Consider the following 23,250-nt stretch of genomic DNA (forward strand, 5'->3'; position numbering starts at 1 on the left):
GAGCCGGAGCGGCGGTCAGGCGCCAGGACGGTCCAGGACCACCCAGAAGGCGGCCACCGAGGCGACCAGGGCGATGCTCGCCGCCACCGCGAAGGGGGCCATGCCCATCGCGACGGTGACCACCGTGGCGAAGGCGAGGACGACGCCCAGAGCGACCAGCAGCGGGGCGATGAACCAGGTCACGACAGGGGCGCTCGGACGCAGGTGAGGTCCGGTGTGGACAGCCATGGATTGAGGCTTCTTCCGTGAGGATCCGGTGGGGTGGGATGCACCCCTACTCAACCATGTGGGTGGCACTCTTCGTGGTCGAATGGCCCGCGCGCGCTGGGCCATCGAGGGGACATTCACTCGGACGGGTCGGAGCAATTCGGGCAGTTGCGACATCGGACGCTCACGCAGGGTGAAAGTCACGGGCGGCCGCGGGTCGTCCACCCACCACCCGCCCGGGACGGACTCAGGACCGGTGGCCGCGCGCGCTCAGCGGCAGCTCGGGCAGCTCGCCCGTCCGCTCGTAGTGGTCGAGCATCGCGATCCGGCGGGCGTGACGCTCCTCGTGGGTGTAGGGCGTCGCGACGAAGGCGTCGGCGATCGCCAGCGCGTCCTCGGGCGTGGTGAAGCGACCGCCGATCGACAGGACCCGCGCGTCGTTGTGCTCCCGCGCCAGCCGGGCGAGCTCGACGCTGGACGCGAGGGCGGCGCGGACGCCCTTGACCTTGTTGGCCGCGATCTGCTCGCCGTTGCCGGACCCGCCGAGGACGAAGCCGAGCGAGTCGGGGTCGGCCGCGACGGCCTCGGCCGCCCGCAGGCAGAAGACCGGGTAGTCGTCGAGGGCGTCGTAGGTGAAGGGGCCGTGGTCGACGACGTCGTGACCGGCGGCGCGCAGGTGCTCGATCATCGCGGTCTTGGCCTCGAGGGCGGCGTGGTCGGCGCCGATGTGGATGCGCATGGTTCTCCTCAGGTGGGGGGGTGATCGGAAACCTACCGGGGGCGGTCGGATCCGCCTGCTCGACGAGGCCCGGCCGATCCGACCGCCCCCGGTAGGTCGTCAGAGCTGGGGGCCGACGTCGCGGGTGCGCTTGAGCTCGAAGAAGCCCGGCGTCCCGGCGACGAGCACGCACCCGTCGAAGAGGTCGAGCGCGTCCTGGCCCTGGGGGGCGGGCGACACGACGGGGCCGAAGAACGCCACCTCGCCGACCCGCACGACGGGGGTGCCCACCTCGTCGCCCACCAGGTCCATGGCCCGCTGGTGCGAGGCACGCAGCGCGGTGTCCACGTCGTCGCCGGCGACCGGGGTGGCGGCGTCGGCGAGCGACGCGGTCAGGCCTGCGGCGTCGAGGGACTCGCGGATCACCGCGGCACAGTCCTTGTTGCCGCCCGGGTGGAGGCGGGTGCCCATCTCGTCGTACAGCCGCTTGACGACCTCCTCGCCGTGCGCGGCGCGGGCCGCCGTGATCACCCGGACCGGACCCCACGACTGGTCCATCAGCGCGCGGTAGTCCTCGGGCAGGTCGCGGCCCTCGTTGAGCACGGCCAGGCTCATGACCGACCAGGTGACCGACAGGTCGCGCAGCCGCTCCACCTCCGTCAGCCAGCGTGAGGTCAGCCACGCCCAGGGGCACAGGGGGTCGAAGAACATCTCCACGGACGGAGCGGTCGCGGCGGTGCTGGTGTCCTGAGTCACAGTGACCATCCTGCCAGCAACACCGTGCCACCGTCCGTCCGCGCAGCGCGACCTGCGAGGATGGACAGGCCATCTCGCCCGGCTCGCTCAGCCGGGCGCATCACCACCGAAAGGCCCCGCTGTGCCTGGCACCAACCTCACGCGCGACGAGGCGCGTGCCCGGTCCCAGGTCGTCCGCGACGTGTCCTACGACGTCGCCCTCGACCTGATGACCGGTCCCACCACCTTCGCCACCACGACCACCATCCGCTTCGCGGCCGACGAGGGCGCCGAGACCTTCGTCGACTTCGTCGGCGACTCGGTCCAGGAGGTCGTGCTCAACGGCACGTCCCTGGACCCCTCCGAGGTGTATGCCGACAGCCGGATCCGCCTCTCGCACCTGGCCGCCCGCAACGAGCTGCTCGTCCGGGCCACCGGAACCTACATGAACACCGGCGAAGGCCTGCACCGCTTCGTCGACCCCGCCGACGGCGAGGTCTACCTCTACACGCAGTTCGAGGTGCCCGACTCGCGGCGCATGTTCGCGGTCTTCGAGCAGCCCGACCTCAAGGCCGAGTTCACCTTCATCGTGACCGCCCCGGCCCACTGGCAGGTCATCTCCTGCTCCCCCACCCCCGAGCCCACGCCTGCGGGCGAGCGGGACGGGGTCGCCGCCGCCACCTGGGCCTTCGCGCCCAGCCCGCGCATCTCGTCCTACATCACCGCCCTCATCGCCGGCCCCTACGACAAGGTGACCAGCTCGGTGCGGACGCGCGCGGGGGAGATCCCCCTCGGGATCTTCAGCCGCAGGTCGCTGACCCCGCACGTCGACCACGACGAGCTGTTCGACATCACCCGGCGCGGGTTCGCGTTCTTCGAGGAGGAGTTCGACCAGCCCTTCCCGTTCCCGAAGTACGACCAGATCTTCACGCCGGAGTACAACATGGGCGCGATGGAGAACGTCGGGGCGGTGACCTTCCACGAGATGTACGTCTTCCGCGCGAAGGTCTCCGAGGCCACCGTCGAGCGCCGCGCCCTGACGATCCTGCACGAGCTGGCGCACATGTGGTTCGGCAACCTGGTCACGATGACCTGGTGGGACGACCTGTGGCTCAACGAGTCCTTCGCCGAGTGGGCGTCCACGACCGCGCAGGCCGAGGCCACCCGCTGGGAGTCCGCGTGGACGACCTTCGGCACCGCCGAGAAGGCCTGGGCCTACCGCCAGGACCAGCTCTCCTCGACCCACCCGATCGCCGCCGACATCCGCGACCTGCACGACGTGGAGACCAACTTCGACGGGATCACCTATGCCAAGGGCGCGTCGGTGCTCAAGCAGCTGGTGGCGTACGTCGGGCGTGAGGCCTTCCGCGACGGGATCCGCGCGTACTTCGCCAAGCACAGGTGGGGCAACACCACCATCGGCGACCTGATGACCGAGCTCGAGGCGACCTCCGGGCGCGACCTCGGCCGCTGGCAGGCGCTGTGGCTGCAGGAGTCCGGCGTCAACACGCTGCGCCCGGTCGTCACCGTGACCGACGGCATCATCGCGTCGTGCGCCGTCGAGCAGACCGCGCCGGAGCAGTTCCCGGTGCTGCGGCCGCACCGCCTGGCCGTGGGCGGCTACGAGCTGCAGGGCGACGCGCTGGTCCGTGTGTGGCGCGAGGAGATCGACCTGGACGGCGAGCGAACCGAGCTGCCGATGCTCGCCGGGCGCCGGATGCCCGACCTGCTGCTGGTCAACGACGACGACCTGGCCTACGCCAAGCTCCGCCTCGACGAGGCCTCGCTGCGGACCGTGATCGAGCACCCGCGCGCCTTCACCGACTCGCTGCCGCGCTCCCTGGCGCTGGCCGCGGCGTGGGACATGACGCGCGACGCCGAGATGCGGGCGCAGGACTACGTCGCCCTGGCCCTGCGGGCCATCGACGGCGAGACCGACTCCACGTTGCTGCGGGTGCTGCTGGCCCAGCTGGCCACGACGGTCACGGCGTATGTCGACCCGGCCGCGCGCGCCTGCGTGCGCACGTCCGTCGCCTCGACCCTGCGCGGGCTCGCCGAGGCGGCCCGGCCGGGGTCGGACGCCCAGCTGCAGCTGGTCTCGGCGCTGATGTCGCTCTCCGACCGCCCCGAGGAGCTCGACCTGGCGGGCGGTCTGCTCGACGGGTCCACCACCCTGACGGGTCTGGCCGTCGACACCGACATGCGCTGGACGCTGCTGACCGCGCTCGCCGCGGGTGGGCGCGCCGACGCCGCCGCCGTCGAGGCCGAGCGGGAGCGGGACAACACCGCGTCCGGTCACGAGCACGCGGCGCTGGCCCTGGCCGCCATCCCGACCGCGCAGGCCAAGGCCGCGGCGTGGAAGCGTGGGGTCGAGGACGGCTCGGAGTCCAACACGATCCTCGGCGCGACGGGCGCGGGCTTCACCCGGGTGCGTGACGTCGAGCTCGTGCGGCCCTACGTGGCGCGGTACTTCGACATGCTGCGCGGGATGTGGGACCGCCACTCCTTCGCCCTCGGCGAGGTCGTCGCGTCGTCCTTCTATCCCTTCGTGCTCGCCGACCGGGCGCTGCTCGACGCGACCGAGGCGTGGCTGGCGGCCAACGCGGACGCCCCCGCCGGGCTGGTCCGCATCGTCGCCGAGCAGCGGGACACCGTGGCCCGGGCGCTGCGGGTCCAGGCCCGCGACCGCGCCTGACCTACCGGCGGTGGTCGGGTCCGCCGGGCTTCGTGGCCCAGGCGGATCCGACCACCGGGGGCAGGTCTCGACCTCAGCGCCGGCGGGCGTCCGAGGCGGGGTTCGCCAGCCGGCCGGCATACATCAGCGATCCCGACTGATCGGCCAGGTCCACCATCTGCAGGGTGTTGCGCAGCTGCAGCCGGTTGAGGCAGGAGTGCGCGAAGTCCTCGGCGAACAGGTCCACCCGACGGTGCAGCTGCGGATGGTCACGCCGGTGCCGGTCCAGGCAGGCGTGCACCAGGCCCCAGAGGTCGTCGGCAGGGAGCACCCCGTCGACGTGGAGGATCTCCGCGACGTGACGCAGAACTCCGTCATACACGTCGGTGAAGATCGCGAGCGCCGCCTCCTGGGCGGGCACCACGGACCGGATCCGCTCGACCTCGGGCGGGAGGGTCCGGTCGGTCAGCACCGCGCACTCCTCGCCGACGTCCTTCATCACCACCCTTTCGACCACGTGGTCGCGCACCACGAGGATCACGTTCTCGCCGTGGGGCATGAAGGCCAGGTCGTGCGCGAGCAGGCAGTGGGCGACGGGGCGCAGGTAGGCATCGAGCCACCGGGACACCCAGTCGGCCGGTGACAGCCCGGAGGCCCGGACCATCGCCGTCACGAGCGCCTCGCCCTGCCCGTCCCGGTGCAGCAGCGAGGCCATCGTGCGCAGCGACTCGCCCCGGGCTCGGTCGGCGAGGCCCTCGGGGCTCTCCCGCCACAGCGCGGCGACCATCTTCTGCTGAGGCAGGGCGGGCGACACCGCCGCCCGGTGGTAGGCGTCACCGGTGTAGCCCACCGTGGCGACCTCGCGCAGCACCGTGAACCCGCGACCGGTCAGCTCCGCGTCGTCGGCTACCACCGCCGCGACCCAGTCGTTGATCCTGGGGGTAGCCCTCATGTAGGCCGGGGAGAGGCCTCGAAGGAAGCCCATGTTCTGGATCGCGAGGGCCGTCTTGACGTAGCGGCGCGACGGGTGCTCGACGGCGAGGAAGGTCCGGATCGACTGCTGGGCGCGGTAGCGGTCGCCGGGGCCCAGGTGGACCAGGTCGCCGCGGGCCACGTCCGGGGCGAAGGTCACCAGGTGCTTGTGCTGCCACTGCCAGGGGTGCACGGGCAGGTAGAGGTAGTCCTGCGGGCGGTGCCCCAGGGCGGCCAGTCGCGCGTCGAACCACGCTCGCCGCGGGCCCAGCTCGCTGCGCCAGAGCTCGTCCTCGTCCAGGTCCTGGGCCAGGGCGAGGTGGGCGAGGGAGCGCCGCACGGCGAGCCACTCCAGAGTGACGTCGGCGCCCGCCTCCGGGGCGTAGCGCTCGTGGTCGTCGAGGCCGAACCCGAGGCGCCCGTTGTTGGCGAGGAAGCAGGGGTGCCCCTCGGTCATGGCGGCCTCCACGGTGGCGAGGTCCGCGTGGAGCAGCTCCGGGCTGGTCCGCCGGTGGTGGGTGGACTTCCAGGCATGACCGGCGAGGGTGGCGGCGATCTCCTCAAGGTAGGTGCCGAGCAGCTGGTCCGGCAGGCCGATCCGCTCCTGGAGCTCGGTGACCAGGTCCTGGGCGTCCAGCGGCGCCGGGGCACCGCCCACGTGCCGGACCAGGCTCTGCGCCACCACCACCGGGTGCTCCAGCGGGAGCGTCGTCCCCGTCCAGGTGTATGTCGTGAGCGGGTCCTGGCGGGTCGTGAGCTGCCAGGTGCCCGGCTGCCCACCCGGCTCGGGGGTGATCAGCCGCTCGTGGCCGAGCTCACGGATCGCCTTGGCGCACAGGTGGCGCTGCGCCCGCTCCATCGCGTGTGGGGTGAGGTGGGCGGGCACGGGGGCGAGCGTGGCCCGCCCGATCTCGCTGCTCGCGAAGTCCGCCGGCGCGACCACGCCCAGCAACGCCGTCTTGCCGGGCAGCCGCACCGGCTCCAGGACGGTGAACCCGGCCCGGGCGTTGAGCGCGTGGATGGCGGTGTTCCGCTCGTCGGGCTCGACCACGACCCGGCGGGGTGCGTGGGCCCCGGGCCGCTGCTGGGCGAGCCGGACGCCCACGCCCAGCAGCGCCGCGGTGAGCCCTGGGGTGCGCTCCCCCGCCGCGGGCGGGGCGACGAGCAGGTGCATCCCGGCGTCGCCGGGCTCCAGGAGGGGGTGGCCCGCCAGGGGGCTGTGCCGCGGGTCGTAGGTCTCGACCAGCGCGGTCGGTCGCCCGGCGTGCAGCACGACGAAGGCGTCGTGGTGCGGGTCGGCCGCGATGGCGGCATAGGCGCCGGTCACCTCGGCCTCGGTGGCGGTGCCCATGCCCCAGAACACCGATCGTGGGTGGGTCACCCAGGCGTGCAGCAGCGGGGTCCACGCGCTGACGGACTCGGGGAGCAGCCGGTGGGCGAGCACCGGCCCCACCGGGGTCGTCAGGGTCGTCGGGTCGGGCGCGGCCGGGCTCACGACGCCACCTGCGGGCCGAAGGTCTGGAAGGCGATCCGGTCCTCCACCGGGTAGACCTCCCGCCCGGTCACCTGGTTGATGATCTGGGCGCTGCGCCAGGGCCCCATGCCCAGGTCGGGGGCCGAGAGCCCGTGGGTGTGCTCCTCGGCGTTCTGCACCAGGACCAGGCCCGCGTCGTCGACGGTGAAGTCCCGCGCCACGTCGAGCCGACCGCGGTCGTCGAGGCGCAGGTGCCCGGCCAGGCCCTCGAGGAAGGACGGCCGCCGCGGGGCGTATCCCGTGGCGAGCACCACGTGGTCGGTCTCCGACGCGAAGCCCTGACCGGTCTCGGTGTGCCGCCAGCTGAGCCGGAGCCGGCCGGAGACCTCCGTCACGGACTCCAGGGAGGAGGCGGGGCGCAGGAGGGTCGGCACGGTGGCGGGCAGGCCGGCGTCGTGCTCCCGGGCGAGCTCCAGCTCGACCCGGCGCTGGTAGAGCAGGTCGAAGATCTCGTCGACCGCCCGGGAGCTGATGCCCTTGTACAGGAGCCGGTTCTGGCCGCCGAGCCGGTCCCGCTCGCCCTGCGGCAGGGTGTGGAAGTAGGAGGTGTAGTCCGGCGAGGTCAGCTCCAGCGTGAGCTTGGCGTACTCCATCGGCGCGAAGCGCGGGGACCGGGTGAGCCAGTCCAGGCGCTGGGTCGCGAGGTCCAGCCCGCCGAGCAGGTCCCGGTAGATCTCCGCGGCGCTCTGCCCGGAGCCGACGACCGTGACGGCCGCCGAGGAGCGCAGGGCCTCGCGATGGGTGAGGTAGTCGGCGGAGTGCAGCACCCGTCCCGGCAGCGCGGCCAGGGCCCCGACGAGGGCCGGGGGCACGACCGGCTCGGTGCCCACCCCCAGGACGAGGTGCCGACCGCGCACCACGACCTGCTCGCCGCCCGGGCGCCGGGCGACGATCTCGTGGACGGCGTCGGCACCGTGACCCCGCCGGGTGACGTCCACCACCTCGTGGCCGAACCGCAGGCCCGGCAACCGGGCCGCCACCCACCGGCAGTAGGCGTCGTACTCGGCGCGCAGCGGGACGAAGGTCTCCCGGATGTAGAAGGGATAGAGCCGGCCCACCGCCTTGAGGTGGTTGAGGAAGGACCAGCGGGAGGTCGGGTCCGCGAGGGTGACCAGGTCGGCCAGGAAGGGCACCTGCAAGGTGGTGCCCTCGATCATCAGCCCGGGGTGCCACCGGAACTCCTCGGCTCGCTCCAGCACGACCAGGTCGAGCCCGTCGACCGGCTCGGCGAGCGCCGCCAGACCCAGGTTGAAGGGGCCGAGCCCGATCGCCACGACGTCGTGGACCACGGGATCGACGGTGGGAGCCGGTGCCGGGTGCGGCCGAGCCGCCGTGGTGCAGGTCATGCCCGAGCCCCCGCCAGGACGACCGGACGGGAGCCCCGCTCCAGCAGGACCTGGTCGCAGGCCCTGCGGGCGGCCCGACGTACGTCGTCCAGGACCTCGGCCAGGTCGTCGTCGGTGGCCGCCGGGTTGAGCAGCGTCAGCTTGAGGTAGGCACGACCGGCCAGGGTGGTGCCCGCCACGATCGAGCGTCCCTGCGCCAGCAGCAACCGACGGGTGCACCGGGTCACGTCGTCCGCCAGCTGCGGGTCCCGCAAGAACCTCGCCCGGTCGTCGGGGTCGGGCGGCAGGGCCCGCAGCACCACGGTGGACAGGGTTGGCCGGGAGTGCAGCTCGAGGTCGTCGGCCGCCTCGACCCGGTCGGCGACCCGGTGCGCCAGGTCGATCACCTCGTCGATCATCCGCCCGATGGCGTCGGCCCCGACCGCCCGCAGGGTGAGCCACACCTTGAGCGCGTCGAACCTGCGCGTCGTCTGCATCGACCGGTCCACGAGGTTGGGCAGCCCGCACCCGGCCGGGTTGAGGTAGTCCGCGTGGTGGGTGACGTGACCGAGGGTCCGGGGCCGCGCCACGACCAGGGCGCTCGCTCCGATCGGCACGAAGAAGGTCTTGTGGAAGTCCACGGTGACCGAGTCGGCGAGGTCCACCCCGTCGAGCAGGCAGCGATGACGGGTGGACGTGACCAGGCCCCCGCCATACGCCGCGTCGACGTGCAGCCAGGCGCCGGCGCGGGCGCACACCTCGCCGATCGGGCGCAGCGGGTCGACGATGCCGAGGTCGGTGGTGCCGGCCGTGGCCACCACGGCCATGACCTCGCGCCCGGACCACCTCGTGTGGTCGATGGTGCGCGCCAGCTCGTCCGGTGACATCCGGCCGTCCGTGTCGACCGGGACCGGGACCACCGCGTCGTGCGCCAGCCCGAGAGCCCGGCAGGCCTTGGCGACGCTGAAGTGCCCGTGCTCGGTGGCCAGGACCGTCAGCTGCTCCAGCCGGGCGCCGGCGGCGCGGGCCTCGCTGCGGGCCAGCAGGAGGGCCTGGAGGTTGGAGGTCGTCCCGCCCGGCGTGAAGACCCCGGAGCCCCCGGTCAGACCGAGGCGCGAGCAGGTCCAGTCGACGACGGCCTGCTCGATGTGGGTGGCCCCGCCGGACTGGTCCCAGGTGTCCATGCTCGAGTTGAGGGTGGCGGCCACGAGCTCGGCGGCCAGTCCGGCGATGGTGACCGGACAGTTCAGGTGGGCGGCGTAGCGCGGGTGGTGGAAGTGCATCGCCGAGTCGAGGTAGGTCGGGCCCAGCTCGTCGAGCGCCAGGTCCAGCCCCACGGCCGGCGCGTCCAGGTCGATGGCGGCCACCGCGCCTCTCGTGCGGTCGACGCACGGCCCCGCGGAGGGGTGGGACACCGCGCGCAGGTGGCGGCCGAGCCGTCCGACGGTGTCCTGCAGGGCCGCTTCGTAGGCCTCGACGGTCTGGGGAACCAACAGGTCTGTGGTGGTTTCGACGTGAGTCACGACGTCGGACGATAGCGGAGTTAGGTGAGGCTTACCTAACTTAGGGGCGCTGCCACGGTGCCGAGCCCGGTGAGCGGAGGCCCTGGTGGACCACGGCCGACTGCCCACGCCAGACCTGCCGGGGGCGGTCGGATCCGCCTGCGCTACGAACCTCGGCGGATCCGACCACCGGCGGTAGGTCAGGTGAGGGTGCGGGCCAGGCGGCGGGGCCACTCGGACCGCATCAGGTCCTCCAGCAGCATCGGGCGACCGTCCGGGCCCGCGAGCGGCATCCGCCAGTTCGGGTACTCCTCGTCGGTGCCCGGCTGGTTGATGATCCGCCTGTCCTGAGCCAGGTCGCTCACCGAGATCCCGCGCAGCAGCGCCGGGGTCCAGGACAGCAGCTTGTGCAGCGCCTCCACGGTCTCCTCGTCCGAGGCGCCCTCGCGCAGCAGCCCGCGCGAGCGCAGCAGGGCGAGCACCTCCTCCTGGTCGCGGGCCTCGGCGGCTCGCTCCTCCTCGGCGGACCGGGTGAGCAGGCCGAGCTCCTCGCGCAGGTCGATGTGGACCTTCTGGAGGTAGCCCGCGGTCGGGGGCAGGTCGTGGGTGGTCACCGTGGCCAGGCACAGGCGACGGTAGGTCTCGGGCTGGAAGGGCGCCCCGCCCCCGGCGTAGTCGCGCTCGAACCACAGGATCGAGGTCCCCAGGACCCCGCGCTCGGCGAGGTACTCGCGCACCCACGGCTCCACGGTCCCCAGGTCCTCGCCCACGACCAGGGCGCCCGCCCGGTGCGCCTCCAGCGCGAGGATGCCGACCAGCGCGTCGTGGTCGTAGCGTACATAGGTGCCCTCGAAGGGCTTGCAGCCCTGCGGGATCCACCACAGGCGGAAGAGCCCGATGACGTGGTCGACGCGCAGCCCGCCGGCCGAGCGCAGCACCGTGCGGAGCATGTCGCGGTAGGGCGCGTAGCCCAGCTCGGCGAGCCGGTCGGGGCGCCACGGCGGCTGGGACCAGTCCTGGCCGAGCTGGTTGTACTGGTCCGCAGGGGCGCCGACGGTGACCCCGCGGGCGAGCGCGTCGCGCAGCCCCCAGGCGTCTGCCCCGCACGGGTGGACCCCCACCGCCAGGTCGTGGACCAGACCGACGCGCATGCCGGCGTCCAGGGCGGCCCGCTGCGCGGCGGCGAGCTGCTCCTCGACGACCCACTGCAGCCAGCAGTAGAACCGCACGTCGTCGGCGAGCTCCTCCCGGGCGGCGGCCACGGCCGGGGACGAGGAGTCGTCCAGCCCCTCGGGCCAGCCACCGGCGTCCTCGCCATACCGCGCGGACAGGGCGCACCAGGTGGCGAAGTCGACCAGCCCCTGGCCCTCCCGCTCGCAGTAGGCCTGGAAGGCCCGCTCGCGTCGCGGCGAGCGCTCCTGCAGGTGCACGAGTCGCAGCGCCGCCTCCTTGAGCCGCCAGGAGGCGTCCCGGTCGACGACGTCGGCGTCGTTGAGTCGTATGGCGTCGTCGGCCTGCCACTGCATGAGCGAACGCTGCTGCGCGGTGAGGTAGGCCGTCTCGGGGATGTCCTCGACCCGGATGTAGAGCGGCGACACGAACCGTCGCGTGGTCGGCAGGTAGGGCGAGGGCTCGACGGGCGGGGCCGCCTCCGCGGCGTGCAGCGGATTGACGAGCACGAAGTCGCAGCCCAGGTCCTCGCCGGCCCAGCAGGCCAGCTCGGCCAGGTCGGCCGCGTCGCCCATCCCCCAGGAGCGGGACGAGCGCGTGGCGTAGAGCTGGGTCATGAGCCCGGCGGCGGGGCGCGCCACCAGCGAGGGGTCGACCAGCAGCCGGTCCGGGGTGACCACCAGCGGGCAGGTGACCGGCTCGCCGGCGTCACCCACCGTCGCGCGGATCTCGTGCCACCCGAGAGGAAGTCGCTGCGGCAGACGGAAGGTCGCCTCCCCCACCTCAGCCCCGTCGACGTGGCGCGGGTCGACCCACTTGTCGAGCTGCTCCAGGTCCTCGCTGATGCCGTCCTCCAGGTGCGCCGCAACGGTGACCGCGGTGCCGTGCGGCACGTGGACGGCGAGCTCGCGGGACTCGCCCGTACGCATCACCACGACGGGCGGCAGGGTGCGTCGCCACTCGCGGTCCCGCACCTGCTCCAGCGACCGGCGCACGGCGTCCGGGTCGTCGGCCCCGACGTCGAGGGCGGCCAGCACCGCGACGACCGTGCGGGTGGGGACCACGGTGTGCTCGCCCTGCCAGCCCCAGTACTCGGTCGCCACGCCGTGCGCCCGGGCCAGCTCCAGCAGCTCCGCGGACGCCGACTCGCCGTGCCGGGAGAGGTCCTGGACGGGGGCCTGCGCGGGGGCCCGGACGGGAGAGACGGTGGGTTCGTCGGCAGGCGGCGTCACGGCGGCGTCGGTCACGGGCAGCAGTCTGTCACGGCGCACCGGCCCTGCGGCGCTGACAGCCCGCCCCAAGGTGGACCGGCCATGATGGAGTCATGCGCGCCGCCGTACCCCTGCTCCTCCTGCCCCGTCCGGCCGGTTCGTCCGTGGTCGCCGCTCCCTCCGGGATCGCTGCCGGCGTCCCGGGCGAGGTCCCGGTCAGGTCCCCCGGCCTCGCGGCCGCCCTGGACCCCCTGGCGATCAGCTGGGACCGGGCCTGGACCTGGGCCCAGGGTGCCCCGCTGCGCGTCCTGCTCGTCGTCCTCGGGGCCATCGCCACCCGGTGGTTGGTCCACCGCGCCATCAACGGCTTCGTGCACGGGCTGCTGCTCAGCTCGCGGGCCGCCGAGGAGCGGGCCGCGGGCACCCAGCGGGTGCAGACCTCGGAGCTGCCCATCCTGTCCCGCCAGATGCGTCGGGCGTCCAAGATCTTCGGCGACCCGGCCTTCATCAGCGCGACCCGCCAGGAGCAGCGGGTGCGCACCCTGGGCGCGGTGCTGCGGTCGGTGACGACGGTGGTCGTGGCCTTCGTCGCCGCCCTGATGATCGGCGACGCGCTCGGCTTCAACATGGCCCCGCTGCTCGCCTCGGCGTCCGTGGGTGGGGTGGCGCTGGGTTTCGGCGCGCAGAGCCTGGTCAAGGACTACCTGTCCGGGATGTTCATGATCGTGGAGGACCAGTACGGCGTGGGTGACGTCGTGGACACCGGCGACGTGATCGGCACGGTCGAGAACGTCTCCTTGCGCCTGACCACCATCCGCGACTTCAACGGCGTCATCTGGTACATCCGCAACGGTGAGATCCTGCGCGTCGCCAACCGCTCCCAGGGCTGGTCCACGGCCCTGGTGGACATCCCCGTGCCGGTCACGGAGCCGATGGAGCGGGTCCTGCCGATCATCTCCCGGGCCGTGCGCGGCATGGACACCGACCCGGACCTGGACGGCAAGATCACCGAGGAGCCGGAGGTCGGCGGGGTCGAGTCGATCAGCGCGGGCGTGGCGACGGTCCGCATCATCGTCAAGTGCGCCCCCAACGAGTCGATCGTGGTGGCCCGCCAGGTGCGCTCGCGCGTGATGGCGACCCTGAGCGCCGAGGGCATCTCCCTGCCGACCGTGCCCGTCGTCCCGAGCTTCGGCCCGGGTGTGCTGCCGTATGCCGGATCGGAGGCCCCCAAGTGACGCCCGCCGACGCGCCGCAGCCCACTCCCCCGCAGCCGGAGGCCGTCCAGCCGCACCGGCTCCCGCAGCCCGGCCCCCGCCGCGGGGACGCCACCACCTTCTACGACGCCATGGGCGGGGCCGCGGCCTTCGAGCAGCTCACCCGCGAGTTCTACCTGCGGGTGGCGCAGGACCCCGAGCTGCGTGCCATGTATCCCGAGGAAGACCTCGCCCCGGCCGAGCGGCGCCTGCGGATGTTCCTGGAGCAGTACTGGGGTGGCCCGACGACCTACTCCCAGGAGCGCGGGCACCCACGGCTGCGGATGCGCCACGTGGACTTCGCCGTGACCCCGCGGATGCGCGACCACTGGCTGCAGCACATGATGGCGGCCGCCGACACGCTGCACCTGGACCCCCCGCTGGACGAGGCGCTGCGACACTACCTCACCAACGCCGCGAACTTCCTGGTCAACAGCCCGGACGACTGAGGCGCTCGCCGGCACCGCTCATGGAGCGCCGGCATACGGCAGGCAACGCGCGAGCGCCGGTCGACCGGGCGCCCGACTGGCGGGTCGCGCTCGCAGGCGCAGGACGCGAGGCGCGAGGATGGCTGACCGTGACCGACGCCACCGTCAGCCCTGGCCGACTCGTCCACCCCGCCGACTCCCCCGACGCCGCCTGGTGGCGCGACGCGGTGATCTACCAGGTCTATCCGCGCTCCTTCGCCGACTCCGACGGCGACGGGATGGGCGACCTGCCCGGCGTCACCGCCCGGCTGCCCTACCTGCGCGACCTGGGCGTGGACGCGCTGTGGCTGTCGCCGTTCTACACCAGCCCGCAGGCCGACGCCGGCTACGACGTCGCGGACTACCGCCAGGTCGACCCCACCTTCGGGACGCTCGCGGACGCCGAGGCGATGATCGAGCGGGCCCACGAGCTGGGGCTGCGGGTGATCGTCGACCTGGTGCCCAACCACACGAGCGCCCGGCACCCGTGGTTCCAGGCCGCGCTGGCCGCGGCGCCCGGCAGCCCCGAGCGCGAGCGCTATCTCTTCCGCGACGGCCGGGGCCCGGGTGGGCAGGAGCCGCCGACCGACTGGCGCTCGGTCTTCGGCGGGCCCGCGTGGACCCGCACCCCCGAGCAGCCCGCCCCCGGTCGGCCCGCGCAGTGGTACCTCAACCTCTTCGACTCCGCCCAGCCGGACCTCGACTGGGAGCACCCCGACGTGCGAGCGGAGTTCGCGGCGATCCTCGCGTACTGGCTGGACCGCGGGGTCGACGGCTTCCGGGTGGACGTGGCGCACGGGCTGGTCAAGGACCCGACATACCGCGACTGGGACCAGCGCACCGACATGATCGCCGGGGACGGCTCGACGCTGCCGACCTGCGCGTCGCCGTACTGGGACCAGGACGGGGTGCACGAGATCTATCGCGCGTGGCGACGGGTGCTGGACTCCTACAACCCCCAAGGGGATCCGCAGCGGGACCGGATCCTGTGCGCCGAGGCCTGGGTGGAGCCGGTCGAGCGGCTGGCCCGCTACACCCGCCCCGACGAGATGCACCAGGCCTTCAACTTCGCCTTCCTGGAGTCGCCGTGGGTGGCCGGCGAGCTTCGCGGCTGGATCGAGCACTCGCTCACCGCCGCCGACGCGGTGGGCGCGCCGACCACCTGGGTGCTGTCCAACCACGACGTCGTCCGGCACGCCACCCGGCTCGGGTATCCGGCGGACACCCCGCGCAGCAACGGGATCCGCGCCACCGACCCGCAGCCCGACGCCGCGCTGGGGCTGCGCCGGGCCCGCGCCGCCACCGCCCTGATGCTCGCGCTGCCCGGCTCGGCCTATCTCTACCAGGGCGAGGAGCTCGGGCTCCCCGAGCACACGACGCTGCCGGACGAGCTGCGCCAGGACCCGACCTACCTGCGCACCAAGGGAACTCCCGAGGAGGAGGCCGGCCGGGACGGCTGCCGGATCCCGCTGCCGTGGGCGGGCGGCGAGCCGGGGTGCGGCTTCGGGCCGGGCGGACGCACCTGGCTGCCGCAGCCAGAGTCCTACGCCCAGCTCGCCGCCGACCGGCAGGCCGGGGTCGAGGGGTCCACGCTGGAGCTCTACCGCACGCTGCTGCGCGAGCGCCGGGCCCGGCGGGTCGGTCGCGGCTCCCTCACCTGGCTGCAGGGGTATGCCGAGGAGGTGGTCGCCCTCGCCGTGACCGCGGAGGGCGTCGCGGGACGGCTGCTGGTCGTGACCAACCTCGGCTCCACGCCCGTCGGCCTCCCCGCGGGGGCCGGGCTGCTGGTCGCGAGCGGGCCGCTCACGGCGGACGGGCTGGTGCCCACCGACACCACGGTGTGGCTCGTCGGCTGAGCCCGCTGGTCGACTCGCCGGCGCGTCGGCCGCCCCCGGGCTGATCTGCGGGAAGACCCGACGGGGACGTCCTCAGGTGCGAGGATGTCCGTTCGTGAGGGCCTCGGACTTCCCGTACTTCGACTCCCCCGTGCCGATCGCGCTCGCCCACCGGGGCGGCGCCCGCTATGCCCCCAACGTGGGGCGGGAGAACACGCTGGCGGCCTTCCGGGCGGCCTACGACCTGGGCTATCGCTATCTGGAGACCGACGTCCACGCCACCGTCGACGGCCACCTCGTAGCGCTGCACGACACCCGGCTGGACCGGGTGAGCGACCAGGTCGGCGTCATCACCGACCTCACCTGGGAGCAGGTGCGGCAGGCGCGGGTGGGCGGCGAGCCGATCCCGCTGCTGTCCGACCTGCTGGAGGCCTTCCCGGACGCCCGGTTCAACATCGACCTCAAGTCCCCCGGCGCGGTCGTGCCGGCGGCCCAGGCGATCCTGGCGGCCGGCGCCCTGGACCGGGTCTGCCTGGGGTCCTTCTCGCAGCGGCGCCTCAGCCACGCCCGCGAGCTCCTCGGTCCCCGCGTCGCCACGGCTGCGGGCGGCCCCGGCGTGGCGACGCTGCGGTTCCTGCCCCGGCTGGTGAGCCAGTGGCTGCGCACGCCCGCGCCGGTGCTGCAGATCCCCCGGCGGCACACCCTCGCCGGACGCGAGATCGAGCTCGTGACCCCGGACTTCGTCGCTGCCGTGCACCGTCGCGGCAAGCAGGTCCACGTCTGGACCATCGACCACCCCGCCGAGATGCACGAGCTGCTCGACCTCGGGGTCGACGGCCTGGTCAGCGACGCCATCGACGTGCTGCGCGACGTGCTCGTCGAGCGCGGCCAGTGGCACGAGCCGGACGAGACGGCCGCTAGCGTGGCCGGGTGAGCACCCACCCCCGGACCGACGCGCACCCTCACGACGACCCGGCCTCAGGACCGTCGGCGCCGGCATACCGGCTGGTCACCCTGATCATGCTCGCCCAGGTGACACTGGTGGCCTTCGAGTCGATGGCGGTCACGACGGCGATGCCGGCCGTGGCGCGCGAGCTGGACGCGGTGCGGTCCTACGGCCTGGTGTTCTCGCTGTTCCTGTCCGCGCAGCTGCTCGGGACCGTGCTCGCCGGCACCTGGTGCGACCTGCACGGGCCCCTGCCGGTCACCCTCGTCGGGCAGGCCGGTCTCGCGCTCGGGTCGGCGCTGGCCGGCGTGGCCACGAGCTTCCCGATGCTGCTGGCCGGGCGCGTCGTGGCCGGCTTCGGCGGCGGGCTGCTCGTCGTCGCGCTGTATGTCGTGATCGGGCGCGCCTATCCGGAGTCCTTGCGGCCCAAGGTGTTCGGCTGGGTCAGCGCCGCGTGGGTGCTGCCGTCGATCATCGGTCCGCTGCTGGCCGCCTGGCTGACCGAGTCGCTGTCCTGGCGCTGGGTCTTCCTGGTGTGCGTGCCGCCCGTGCTGGTCACCGCCGTGCTGACCTGGGCGCGACGACGGGTGGTCGCCCCGCCCGGGCACGTCGGCTCCGCACGCGACCGCTCGGAGCACCGTCGCAGCGCCGTCGCCGGGATGCTCGTGGCCCTGGGAGCCGGTGCGCTGCAGTGGGGCTCCCAGCACGTCGAGCCGCTCGAGGTCCTGCCGCTGGTCGTCGGTGCGGTGGGGCTGCTGGTCGTCACGGGCTTCGCGCCGCGCCTGGTGCCGCCCGGCACGCTGCGACTCGCACGCGGGCTGCCGTCGGTGACGATGGCGAGGTTCCTGCTGACCGCGGGGTTCAACGGAGCGATCACCTTCGTGCCGCTCATGCTCGTCGCCGAGCGCGGCGCCTCGGCCACCCTGGCCGGCGTGATGATGACGCTCGGCTCGCTCGGGTGGTCGCTGGGGGCGGCGCTGCAGGGGCGGGAGGGCTTCGTGCGCGACCGCTATCGTCTGCTCGGGCTCGGCGGGATCGCCCTGGCCGCAGGGCTCGTCGGGCTCGCGCTGGTCGCCGGGCTCGGACTGACGCCGTGGCTCGTCCCGGTCGCGGTCACCGGCATGGGGCTGGGGATGGGGTTGGCCATGTCCACGATCTCGGTGCTCGGGCTCGACCTGACCCCGGTGGCCGACCACGGACGGACCTCCGCGTCGCTGCAGCTCGCCGACACCCTCGGGTCCGCGCTCGGGGTGGCCGTGACGGGTGCGGTGTTCGCGGGGCTGCACCGCGGGGCCGGGCTCGACGCGCGGGCCTACGTGCTGCTGTGGTCGGTGTGCGCGGTGTCCGGGCTGCTGGTGGTGGCGGCGGGTCGGCGCGCCCGCCCCGGCGTCTGACCCGCCCCGGCCACCCGACGACGGGCCGCCCTCGGGGCGGGCTCGGATCGGGAGGGCGGGTGACCGGGATGCGGCAGGGTGCCGGTCAACGGGTGAGCACGTGCCCGGTGGGCGTCGACAGCCGCAACCACGGCCCGCTGCGATGGACCGCCGCCGGCGCTGCACCCAGGAAGCCCAGCACGTGGGCCGCGAAGGCCACCCCCGACGGCAGGTCCACCGCGGGGGCGGTGGCAGCCGGGGCAGGCCGCGGGGCGGCCGTCACCGGGCGCGCCCACACCCGCCGGCGCAGCTCGGCCACGGCCAGCGCTGCGGCGGAAGAGCCCGCAGCCGAGGCGATCTCGGCGATCCCGGCCTCGGCGGTGCGGGTCAGGTCGGAGCCTGGCACCTCGCCCACGAGCGCCCACCCGGACCGCGGCGGCGACTGTCCCGCCCACGGTGCGGCCACCTGGGTCGGTGGCACCGGCAGCGTGGTCCCCGTCTCCCGGGCGAAGCGGTCGAGCAGCCCGGCCACCGGCACGGTCACGTCCAGGTCCGCCGGCTGCGCCATACCGCAGGTGCGCAGGCCCAGCACCAGCCCCCGGGACAGCAGCCCGCTCCCCGGCAGCACGGCGACGTAGGCCGCCAGCACGGTCCCGACGGCCTGCAGCCGGATCGCCGCCGAGCGGTCGAGGGACGCCGCCCGCCCGGCATAGGTGCGCAGGTCGGACGCCGTCTGCTCGTCGGCCAGGTGCAGCTCGACGCCGTCGGTCATCGCCGCCGCCGCAGGGCCACCGGGTCGCCGAGCAGCTGGTCCAGCACGGCGCGCTCGTGGTCGTCGATGCGCCGCGGCCGCCCGCCCGCGAGGTCGAAGCTCACCATCGTCGAGGTCGCGACGGCATAAGTCCGCTCCCCCACGCGCTCGGGGTCGCGGATGACGTAGTCCAGGTCGTAGGACGCTCCCCCGACGTGGCTGACCCACATGTCGACGGCGACCGGGGCGTGGCGGTACTCCAGGGGCAGGTGGTACTCGATCTCGCTGCGCGCCACCAGGACTCCGCGCCCGAGCACCGGGTCGTGCTCGCCGAACCACGCGTGGAAGCCCTCGACGCGCGCCTCCTCGAGCAGGCGGAGGTACTGCACGTTGTTGACGTGACCGTAGGCGTCCATGTCGCTCCAGCGGAGCGGGATCTCGACGGAGTACGGGCGTGGGGCGTGATCAGGCATGGGACCCATCATCACGCATGGTCGCGGGGGTATGTCGGTGCGCGGTCCTAGGGTTGGCGCCATGACGGACGACGAGGGTGTGGTCGGGGTGGGTGACGCGGTGACGGCGGCGGGTGGTGCGGCTGCGAGGGTCGAGGTGGCCGGTGCCGGCAGCGGGGTCACCGGCGCGGTCGACCCGCAGCTGCGCGAGCAGGCGGTGGCGGCGCTGCGGCGGCTCGTCGGGCGGCCCGACGTGGACTTCCGCGACGGTCAGCTGGAGGCGGTCGCGGCGCTGGTCTCGGCGCGGCAGCGGGTGCTCGTCGTGCAGCGGACGGGGTGGGGCAAGTCGGCGGTCTACTTCGTGGCCACGGCGCTGCGGCGGGCGGCCGGGGCCGGGCCGACGATCATCGTGTCGCCGCTGCTGGCGCTGATGCGCGACCAGATCGCGGCGGCCGGGCGGGCGGGCGTCCGTGCGGTGTCGATGAACTCGGCCAACGCGGACGCCTGGGGCGAGGTGGCGGCCGCGCTGACCGCCGACGAGGTGGACGTCCTCCTGGTCAGTCCGGAGCGCCTCAACAACCCGCGCTTCCGCGACGAGCAGCTGCCCGGGCTGGCCGCGCGCTGCGGCCTGCTCGTGGTCGACGAGGCGCACTGCGTCAGCGACTGGGGGCACGACTTCCGGCCGGACTACCGCCGGATCCGGGACCTGCTCGGCGAGCTGCCCGCCGACGTCCCGGTGCTCGCGACCACCGCGACGGCCAACGCCCGGGTGGTCGACGACGTCGCCGAGCAGCTCGAGACCGGCGGCCACGAGGTCCTCACGGTGCGGGGCTCGCTGGCCCGCGACTCGCTGCGGCTGGGGGTGCTGCGGCTGCGCTCCGCGGAGCAGCAGCTCGGGTGGCTCACCGCGCACCTGGCCTCGCTGCCGGGCAGCGGGATCATCTACTCCCTCACCGTCTCCGGGGCCGAGGACGTCGCCGAGGCGCTGCGCCAGGCCGGGCACGAGGTGCGGGCCTACACCGGGCGCACCGACCCCGCCGACCGCGAGCAGCTGGAGGCCATGCTGCGCGACAACCAGGTCAAGGCCCTGGTGGCGACCAGCGCGCTGGGGATGGGCTTCGACAAGCCCGACCTGGGGTTCGTGGTGCACCTGGGGTCGCCGAGCTCCCCGGTGGCGTACTACCAGCAGGTCGGTCGTGCCGGCCGCGGCGTCGACCGCGCCGACGTGCTGCTGCTGCCGTCGCCCGCCGACCGGGACGTCTGGTCCTACTTCGCGTCCGCCTCCATGCCGCGCCCCGAGCAGGCCGAGGCGGTCCTCGCGGCCCTCGGCGCGTCGGGCAAGCCGCTGTCCACGGCCGCCCTGGAGACCATCGTCGACGTCCGCCGCACCCGGCTCGAGCTGCTGCTCAAGGTCCTCGACGTCGACGGCGCCGTCCGCCGCGTGCAGGGCGGCTGGACGGGGACGGGCCGGCCCTGGGTGTATGACGCCGAGCGCTACGCCCGGGTCGCGCAGGCCCGGGACCGCGAGGCCGAGCTGATGCTGATCTATCAGCGCGGCGAGGAGTGCCGGATGGCCTTCCTGCAGCGGGTGCTCGACGACCCCAGCGCCGAGCCGTGCGGCCGGTGCGACGTCTGCGCCGGGCCGTGGTTCCCCACCGATGTGCCCGAGGGTGCGGTGGTCGAGGCACGCACCCGGCTCGACAAGCCCGGCGTGCTCCTCGAGCCGCGTGCCCAGTGGCCGACGGGGATGGCGCGCCTCGGGGTGGAGGTCAAGGGCAAGATCGCCGCGACCGAGCAGGCCGACCCGGGCCGCGCGCTGGCCCGCCTCACCGACCTCGGCTGGGGCCAGCGGGTGCGCGCGCTGGTGTCGGGTCCGGACGCGCCGGTCGACGAGGCGCTGCTGCGGGCCTGCGTGCCGGTCCTGCGCGACTGGGGCTGGGACGAGCGGCCGTTCGCGGTGACCTGGGTGCCGTCACGGACCCGGCCGCAGCTGGTGGCGTCGCTCGGGCAGGGGCTCGCCGCCATGGGCCGGATGGTCGACCTGGGGCCGCTCGAGCTGGTCGACGGCGGACCGACCGGCGAGCGCGGCGGCAACAGCGCCTTCCGGCTGGCCGGGGTCTGGGACCGGGTCGCCGTGCCGCCGATCGTCCTGGACAACCTCGCCCTCAGCCCCGGCGCCGTCCTGCTCGTGGACGACCTGGTCGACTCCCGCTGGACCATGACCGTGGCGGCCCGGGCGCTGCGGCGGGCCGGGGCGACCAGGGTGCTCCCCTTCGCGCTGGCCGTGGCCGGCTGACAGGTCGACACGCGGCAGGGCCGCCCGACCCCGGTGGGGTGGGCGGCCCGGGCGCTGCCGCGGACGCCTGCTGCTGCGGGCCGGCGCGGACGACAGGTGGCGGTCGAGCGACGCGCAGATCACCAACGGTGGGCGACGTCCACGACGACGCGGTTGTGCGAGCCGGGGCCCTTGACCACGAAGAGGCGGTAGGGCAGGCGGGCGCGGGTCACGATGGCCACGGCCTCGTAGCCCTCGGTGGGACCGGCATACACCACCCCGCGCACGGTGCGGAAGGTCGTCGGCAGCACCTGACCGGGCTTGACGCCCACGGGCACCAGCTTGGTCCTGGCCCCCACGACGAGGTATTGCGGGGTCGCGGCGCTGCCGCCATACCCGGCGACGGTCTGACCGGTGCGCCCCGCGAGCTCGAAGACCACCCGGTCGTAGCACGTGTGGTGGCCGGTGCGGACGTCCGTCGCGAGCGTGCCCGTGACCGTGCTGCTGAGGTTGATGACCTTGTCCGTCGAGCCCCAGCTCACCCGGCAGGACGTGGTGGCCGCCTGAGCCGTGGGAACGGCGGCGACGGACATGGCGCCCGCGGCGGCGAGCGCGGTGAGCGAGGCGGTGATGCGGGTACGAGACATGGCTTCCCCCAGGTGACGGCGTCGTCGACCCCGGACGGACGTCCGGATGGGGCTCACGCTAGAGCCGCTCCGGACGCCGGGTGGGCAACACCTGAGCACCAGGTGGGAGAGATCATCCGGACGGGCTAGGGAGGCTACCCTGGCGCCGTGACCTCCCCCTCCCACGACCCCTTCCCCGAGCTGCTCCAGCTCCTGGACCTGCGACACCTCGGCACGGCCCGCACGACCATCTCGCCCCGCTCGGACGCCGGGCCGGAGTCCTTCCTCACCGAGCAGATCCTCGGCGACCCCGATCGGGAGATCTTCGAGGGGCAGAGCCAGTGGCAGCCGCACGGGCGCGTCTTCGGCGGGCAGGTGCTGGCCCAGACGATCATCGCGGCGGGGCGCACCATCCAGACCGCGACCGGCGAGCCCGCCCGGCCCATCCACTCGTTGCACGCCTACTTCGTGCGCCCTGGGGCCGTGGACAAGCCGATCCGCTTCTCCGTCGAGCGCGTTCGCGACGGGCGGTCTTTCTCGACCCGGCGGGTGCACGCCCTGCAGGACGGGCACGCCATCCTCGCGATGACCGCGTCGTTCCAGGAGCCGGCGGACGGCCTGGACCACCAGGACCCGATGCCCCAGGTGCCCGCCCCCGAGGAGCTGCCGAGCGTCGAGGACAAGTACGGCGCCGTCGACCACCCGGCCGCCCGCCACCTGGCCTACGGCCGCCCCATCGACCTGCGCCACGTGGACGGCGACCTGTGGTCCGTGCCCGCCGCCGAGCAGGTCGCCCACCAGGAGCTGTGGCTGCGGGCGATCGGCACGCTGCCGGACGACCCGCTGGTGCACGCGGCGGTGATGGCCTACGCCAGCGACTACGCCCTGCTGGAGCCGGTCATCCGCCGTCACGGCGTGGCCTGGATCGACCGGCGGCTGCGGGCGGCGAGCCTGGACCACGCCATGTGGTTCCACCGCCCTGCCCGCGTCGACGAGTGGATGCTCTACACGCAGTACTCCCCCAGCGCGCAGGGCGGCCGCGGTCTCGGCATGGGGCGCATGTTCACCCGCGAGGGCGCCCTGGCCGCCTCGGTGGCCCAGGAGGGGATGCTGCGGCTGAAGGAGCTCGGCGCCTGATCCCGTCCCGCGGCATACCGGCCCGGTCGCACCGCGACGCCCCTCCCGGGTCGGGAGGGGCGTCGCGGTGCGACCGGGGTCGGCGGG

The 23,250-nt window shown here is 74.0% G+C and carries 18 protein-coding genes; 8 read left to right on the forward strand and 10 right to left on the reverse strand.

The window, feature by feature from the left end:
* Positions 1–15 precede the first annotated feature (15 nt).
* From ACK2IS_RS11370 to ACK2IS_RS11380, 3 genes are all read right to left on the reverse strand, one after another.
* Positions 16–228 (reverse strand): hypothetical protein, encoded by a 213-nt coding sequence (locus tag ACK2IS_RS11370; protein ID WP_409483440.1) that lies wholly within the window; start codon positions 226–228, stop codon positions 16–18.
* A 226-nt stretch (positions 229–454) separates the two neighbouring features.
* Positions 455–946 (reverse strand): ribose-5-phosphate isomerase, encoded by a 492-nt coding sequence (locus ACK2IS_RS11375; protein WP_409483441.1) that lies wholly within the window; start codon positions 944–946, stop codon positions 455–457.
* A 99-nt stretch (positions 947–1,045) separates the two neighbouring features.
* A complete protein-coding gene (locus ACK2IS_RS11380; protein ID WP_409485668.1) occupies positions 1,046–1,636 on the reverse strand; it encodes a DsbA family protein in 591 nt (196 codons plus the stop codon).
* 166 nt (positions 1,637–1,802) lie between these two features.
* Between ACK2IS_RS11380 and pepN the strand changes: the two genes are divergently transcribed.
* Positions 1,803–4,355: an aminopeptidase N gene (pepN, locus tag ACK2IS_RS11385; protein WP_409483442.1), complete on the forward strand. Its 2,553-nt coding sequence runs from the start codon at positions 1,803–1,805 to the stop codon at positions 4,353–4,355.
* Positions 4,356–4,428: 73 nt separating this feature from the next.
* Here the strand turns inward: pepN and ACK2IS_RS11390 are convergent, their stop codons facing one another.
* From ACK2IS_RS11390 to malQ, 4 genes are all read right to left on the reverse strand, one after another.
* Positions 4,429–6,801, reverse strand: a complete 2,373-nt coding sequence (locus ACK2IS_RS11390; protein ID WP_409483443.1) for a GNAT family N-acetyltransferase — start codon at positions 6,799–6,801, stop codon at positions 4,429–4,431.
* Positions 6,798–8,186 (reverse strand): lysine N(6)-hydroxylase/L-ornithine N(5)-oxygenase family protein, encoded by a 1,389-nt coding sequence (locus ACK2IS_RS11395; RefSeq protein WP_409483444.1) that lies wholly within the window; start codon positions 8,184–8,186, stop codon positions 6,798–6,800. Before ACK2IS_RS11395 ends, ACK2IS_RS11390 begins: the two co-directional genes overlap by 4 nt.
* Complete coding sequence (locus ACK2IS_RS11400) at positions 8,183–9,688, reverse strand: pyridoxal phosphate-dependent decarboxylase family protein (RefSeq protein WP_409483445.1); 1,506 nt, start codon at positions 9,686–9,688, stop codon at positions 8,183–8,185. Before ACK2IS_RS11400 ends, ACK2IS_RS11395 begins: the two co-directional genes overlap by 4 nt.
* Positions 9,689–9,867: 179 nt before the next feature.
* On the reverse strand, positions 9,868–12,084 hold the full coding sequence (gene malQ / locus ACK2IS_RS11405) for a 4-alpha-glucanotransferase (RefSeq protein WP_409483446.1): 2,217 nt from the start codon (positions 12,082–12,084) through the stop codon (positions 9,868–9,870).
* Between the two features lie 77 nt (positions 12,085–12,161).
* Here malQ and ACK2IS_RS11410 point away from each other — a divergent pair, with 77 nt between their 5' ends.
* The 5 genes from ACK2IS_RS11410 to ACK2IS_RS11430 all read left to right on the forward strand — a co-directional run bounded on the left by ACK2IS_RS11410 (position 12,162) and on the right by ACK2IS_RS11430 (position 17,943).
* Positions 12,162–13,283 carry a mechanosensitive ion channel family protein gene (locus ACK2IS_RS11410; protein ID WP_409483447.1) on the forward strand — a complete coding sequence of 374 codons (1,122 nt, stop codon included), beginning with the start codon at positions 12,162–12,164 and terminating at the stop codon, positions 13,281–13,283.
* On the forward strand, positions 13,280–13,750 hold the full coding sequence (locus ACK2IS_RS11415; protein WP_409483448.1) for a globin: 471 nt from the start codon (positions 13,280–13,282) through the stop codon (positions 13,748–13,750). The genes ACK2IS_RS11410 and ACK2IS_RS11415 overlap by 4 nt, the downstream gene beginning before the upstream one ends.
* A 128-nt stretch (positions 13,751–13,878) precedes the next feature.
* Positions 13,879–15,624 carry a glycoside hydrolase family 13 protein gene (locus ACK2IS_RS11420; RefSeq protein WP_409483449.1) on the forward strand — a complete coding sequence of 582 codons (1,746 nt, stop codon included), beginning with the start codon at positions 13,879–13,881 and terminating at the stop codon, positions 15,622–15,624.
* Between the two features lie 94 nt (positions 15,625–15,718).
* Positions 15,719–16,537 (forward strand): glycerophosphodiester phosphodiesterase, encoded by an 819-nt coding sequence (locus ACK2IS_RS11425; protein ID WP_409483450.1) that lies wholly within the window; start codon positions 15,719–15,721, stop codon positions 16,535–16,537.
* On the forward strand, positions 16,534–17,943 hold the full coding sequence (locus ACK2IS_RS11430; RefSeq protein ID WP_409483451.1) for an MFS transporter: 1,410 nt from the start codon (positions 16,534–16,536) through the stop codon (positions 17,941–17,943). Before ACK2IS_RS11425 ends, ACK2IS_RS11430 begins: the two co-directional genes overlap by 4 nt.
* An 85-nt stretch (positions 17,944–18,028) precedes the next feature.
* Here the strand turns inward: ACK2IS_RS11430 and ACK2IS_RS11435 are convergent, their stop codons facing one another.
* Together ACK2IS_RS11435 and ACK2IS_RS11440 are read right to left on the reverse strand one after the other, a co-directional pair.
* Complete coding sequence (locus tag ACK2IS_RS11435) at positions 18,029–18,694, reverse strand: hypothetical protein (RefSeq protein ID WP_409483452.1); 666 nt, start codon at positions 18,692–18,694, stop codon at positions 18,029–18,031.
* Positions 18,691–19,146 (reverse strand): acyl-CoA thioesterase, encoded by a 456-nt coding sequence (locus ACK2IS_RS11440; protein WP_409483453.1) that lies wholly within the window; start codon positions 19,144–19,146, stop codon positions 18,691–18,693. The genes ACK2IS_RS11435 and ACK2IS_RS11440 overlap by 4 nt, the downstream gene beginning before the upstream one ends.
* A gap of 61 nt (positions 19,147–19,207) precedes the next feature.
* Here ACK2IS_RS11440 and ACK2IS_RS11445 point away from each other — a divergent pair, with 61 nt between their 5' ends.
* Positions 19,208–21,421: a RecQ family ATP-dependent DNA helicase gene (locus ACK2IS_RS11445; protein ID WP_409483454.1), complete on the forward strand. Its 2,214-nt coding sequence runs from the start codon at positions 19,208–19,210 to the stop codon at positions 21,419–21,421.
* Positions 21,422–21,540: 119 nt separating this feature from the next.
* On the opposite strand, the gene ACK2IS_RS11450 is transcribed toward ACK2IS_RS11445, so the two are convergent.
* The gene (locus tag ACK2IS_RS11450) at positions 21,541–22,047 is read right to left on the reverse strand and encodes a hypothetical protein (protein WP_409483455.1); all 507 of its coding nucleotides are present in this window, start codon (positions 22,045–22,047) and stop codon (positions 21,541–21,543) included.
* A 147-nt stretch (positions 22,048–22,194) separates the two neighbouring features.
* Here ACK2IS_RS11450 and ACK2IS_RS11455 point away from each other — a divergent pair, with 147 nt between their 5' ends.
* Positions 22,195–23,163 carry an acyl-CoA thioesterase gene (locus tag ACK2IS_RS11455; protein ID WP_409483456.1) on the forward strand — a complete coding sequence of 323 codons (969 nt, stop codon included), beginning with the start codon at positions 22,195–22,197 and terminating at the stop codon, positions 23,161–23,163.
* The last annotated feature ends 87 nt before the right edge of the window (positions 23,164–23,250 follow it).

Origin of the sequence: Arsenicicoccus dermatophilus (assembly GCF_046267915.1) — a bacterium.
Taxonomy (GTDB): Bacteria; Actinomycetota; Actinomycetes; order Actinomycetales; family Dermatophilaceae; genus Arsenicicoccus; species Arsenicicoccus dermatophilus_A.

Excerpts from the sequence above, each read along its gene's own strand:
- ACK2IS_RS11370 (WP_409483440.1), bottom strand. The coding sequence starts at position 228 with ATGGCTGTCCACACCGGACCTCACCTGCGTCCGAGCGCCCCTGTCGTG.
- ACK2IS_RS11375 (WP_409483441.1), bottom strand. The coding sequence starts at position 946 with ATGCGCATCCACATCGGCGCCGACCACGCCGCCCTCGAGGCCAAGACC.
- ACK2IS_RS11380 (WP_409485668.1), bottom strand. The coding sequence starts at position 1,636 with ATGTTCTTCGACCCCCTGTGCCCCTGGGCGTGGCTGACCTCACGCTGG.
- ACK2IS_RS11395 (WP_409483444.1), bottom strand. The coding sequence starts at position 8,186 with ATGACCTGCACCACGGCGGCTCGGCCGCACCCGGCACCGGCTCCCACC.
- ACK2IS_RS11410 (WP_409483447.1), top strand. The coding sequence starts at position 12,162 with ATGCGCGCCGCCGTACCCCTGCTCCTCCTGCCCCGTCCGGCCGGTTCG.
- ACK2IS_RS11435 (WP_409483452.1), bottom strand. The coding sequence starts at position 18,694 with ATGACCGACGGCGTCGAGCTGCACCTGGCCGACGAGCAGACGGCGTCC.
- ACK2IS_RS11440 (WP_409483453.1), bottom strand. The coding sequence starts at position 19,146 with ATGCCTGATCACGCCCCACGCCCGTACTCCGTCGAGATCCCGCTCCGC.
- ACK2IS_RS11445 (WP_409483454.1), top strand. The coding sequence starts at position 19,208 with ATGACGGACGACGAGGGTGTGGTCGGGGTGGGTGACGCGGTGACGGCG.
- ACK2IS_RS11450 (WP_409483455.1), bottom strand. The coding sequence starts at position 22,047 with ATGTCTCGTACCCGCATCACCGCCTCGCTCACCGCGCTCGCCGCCGCG.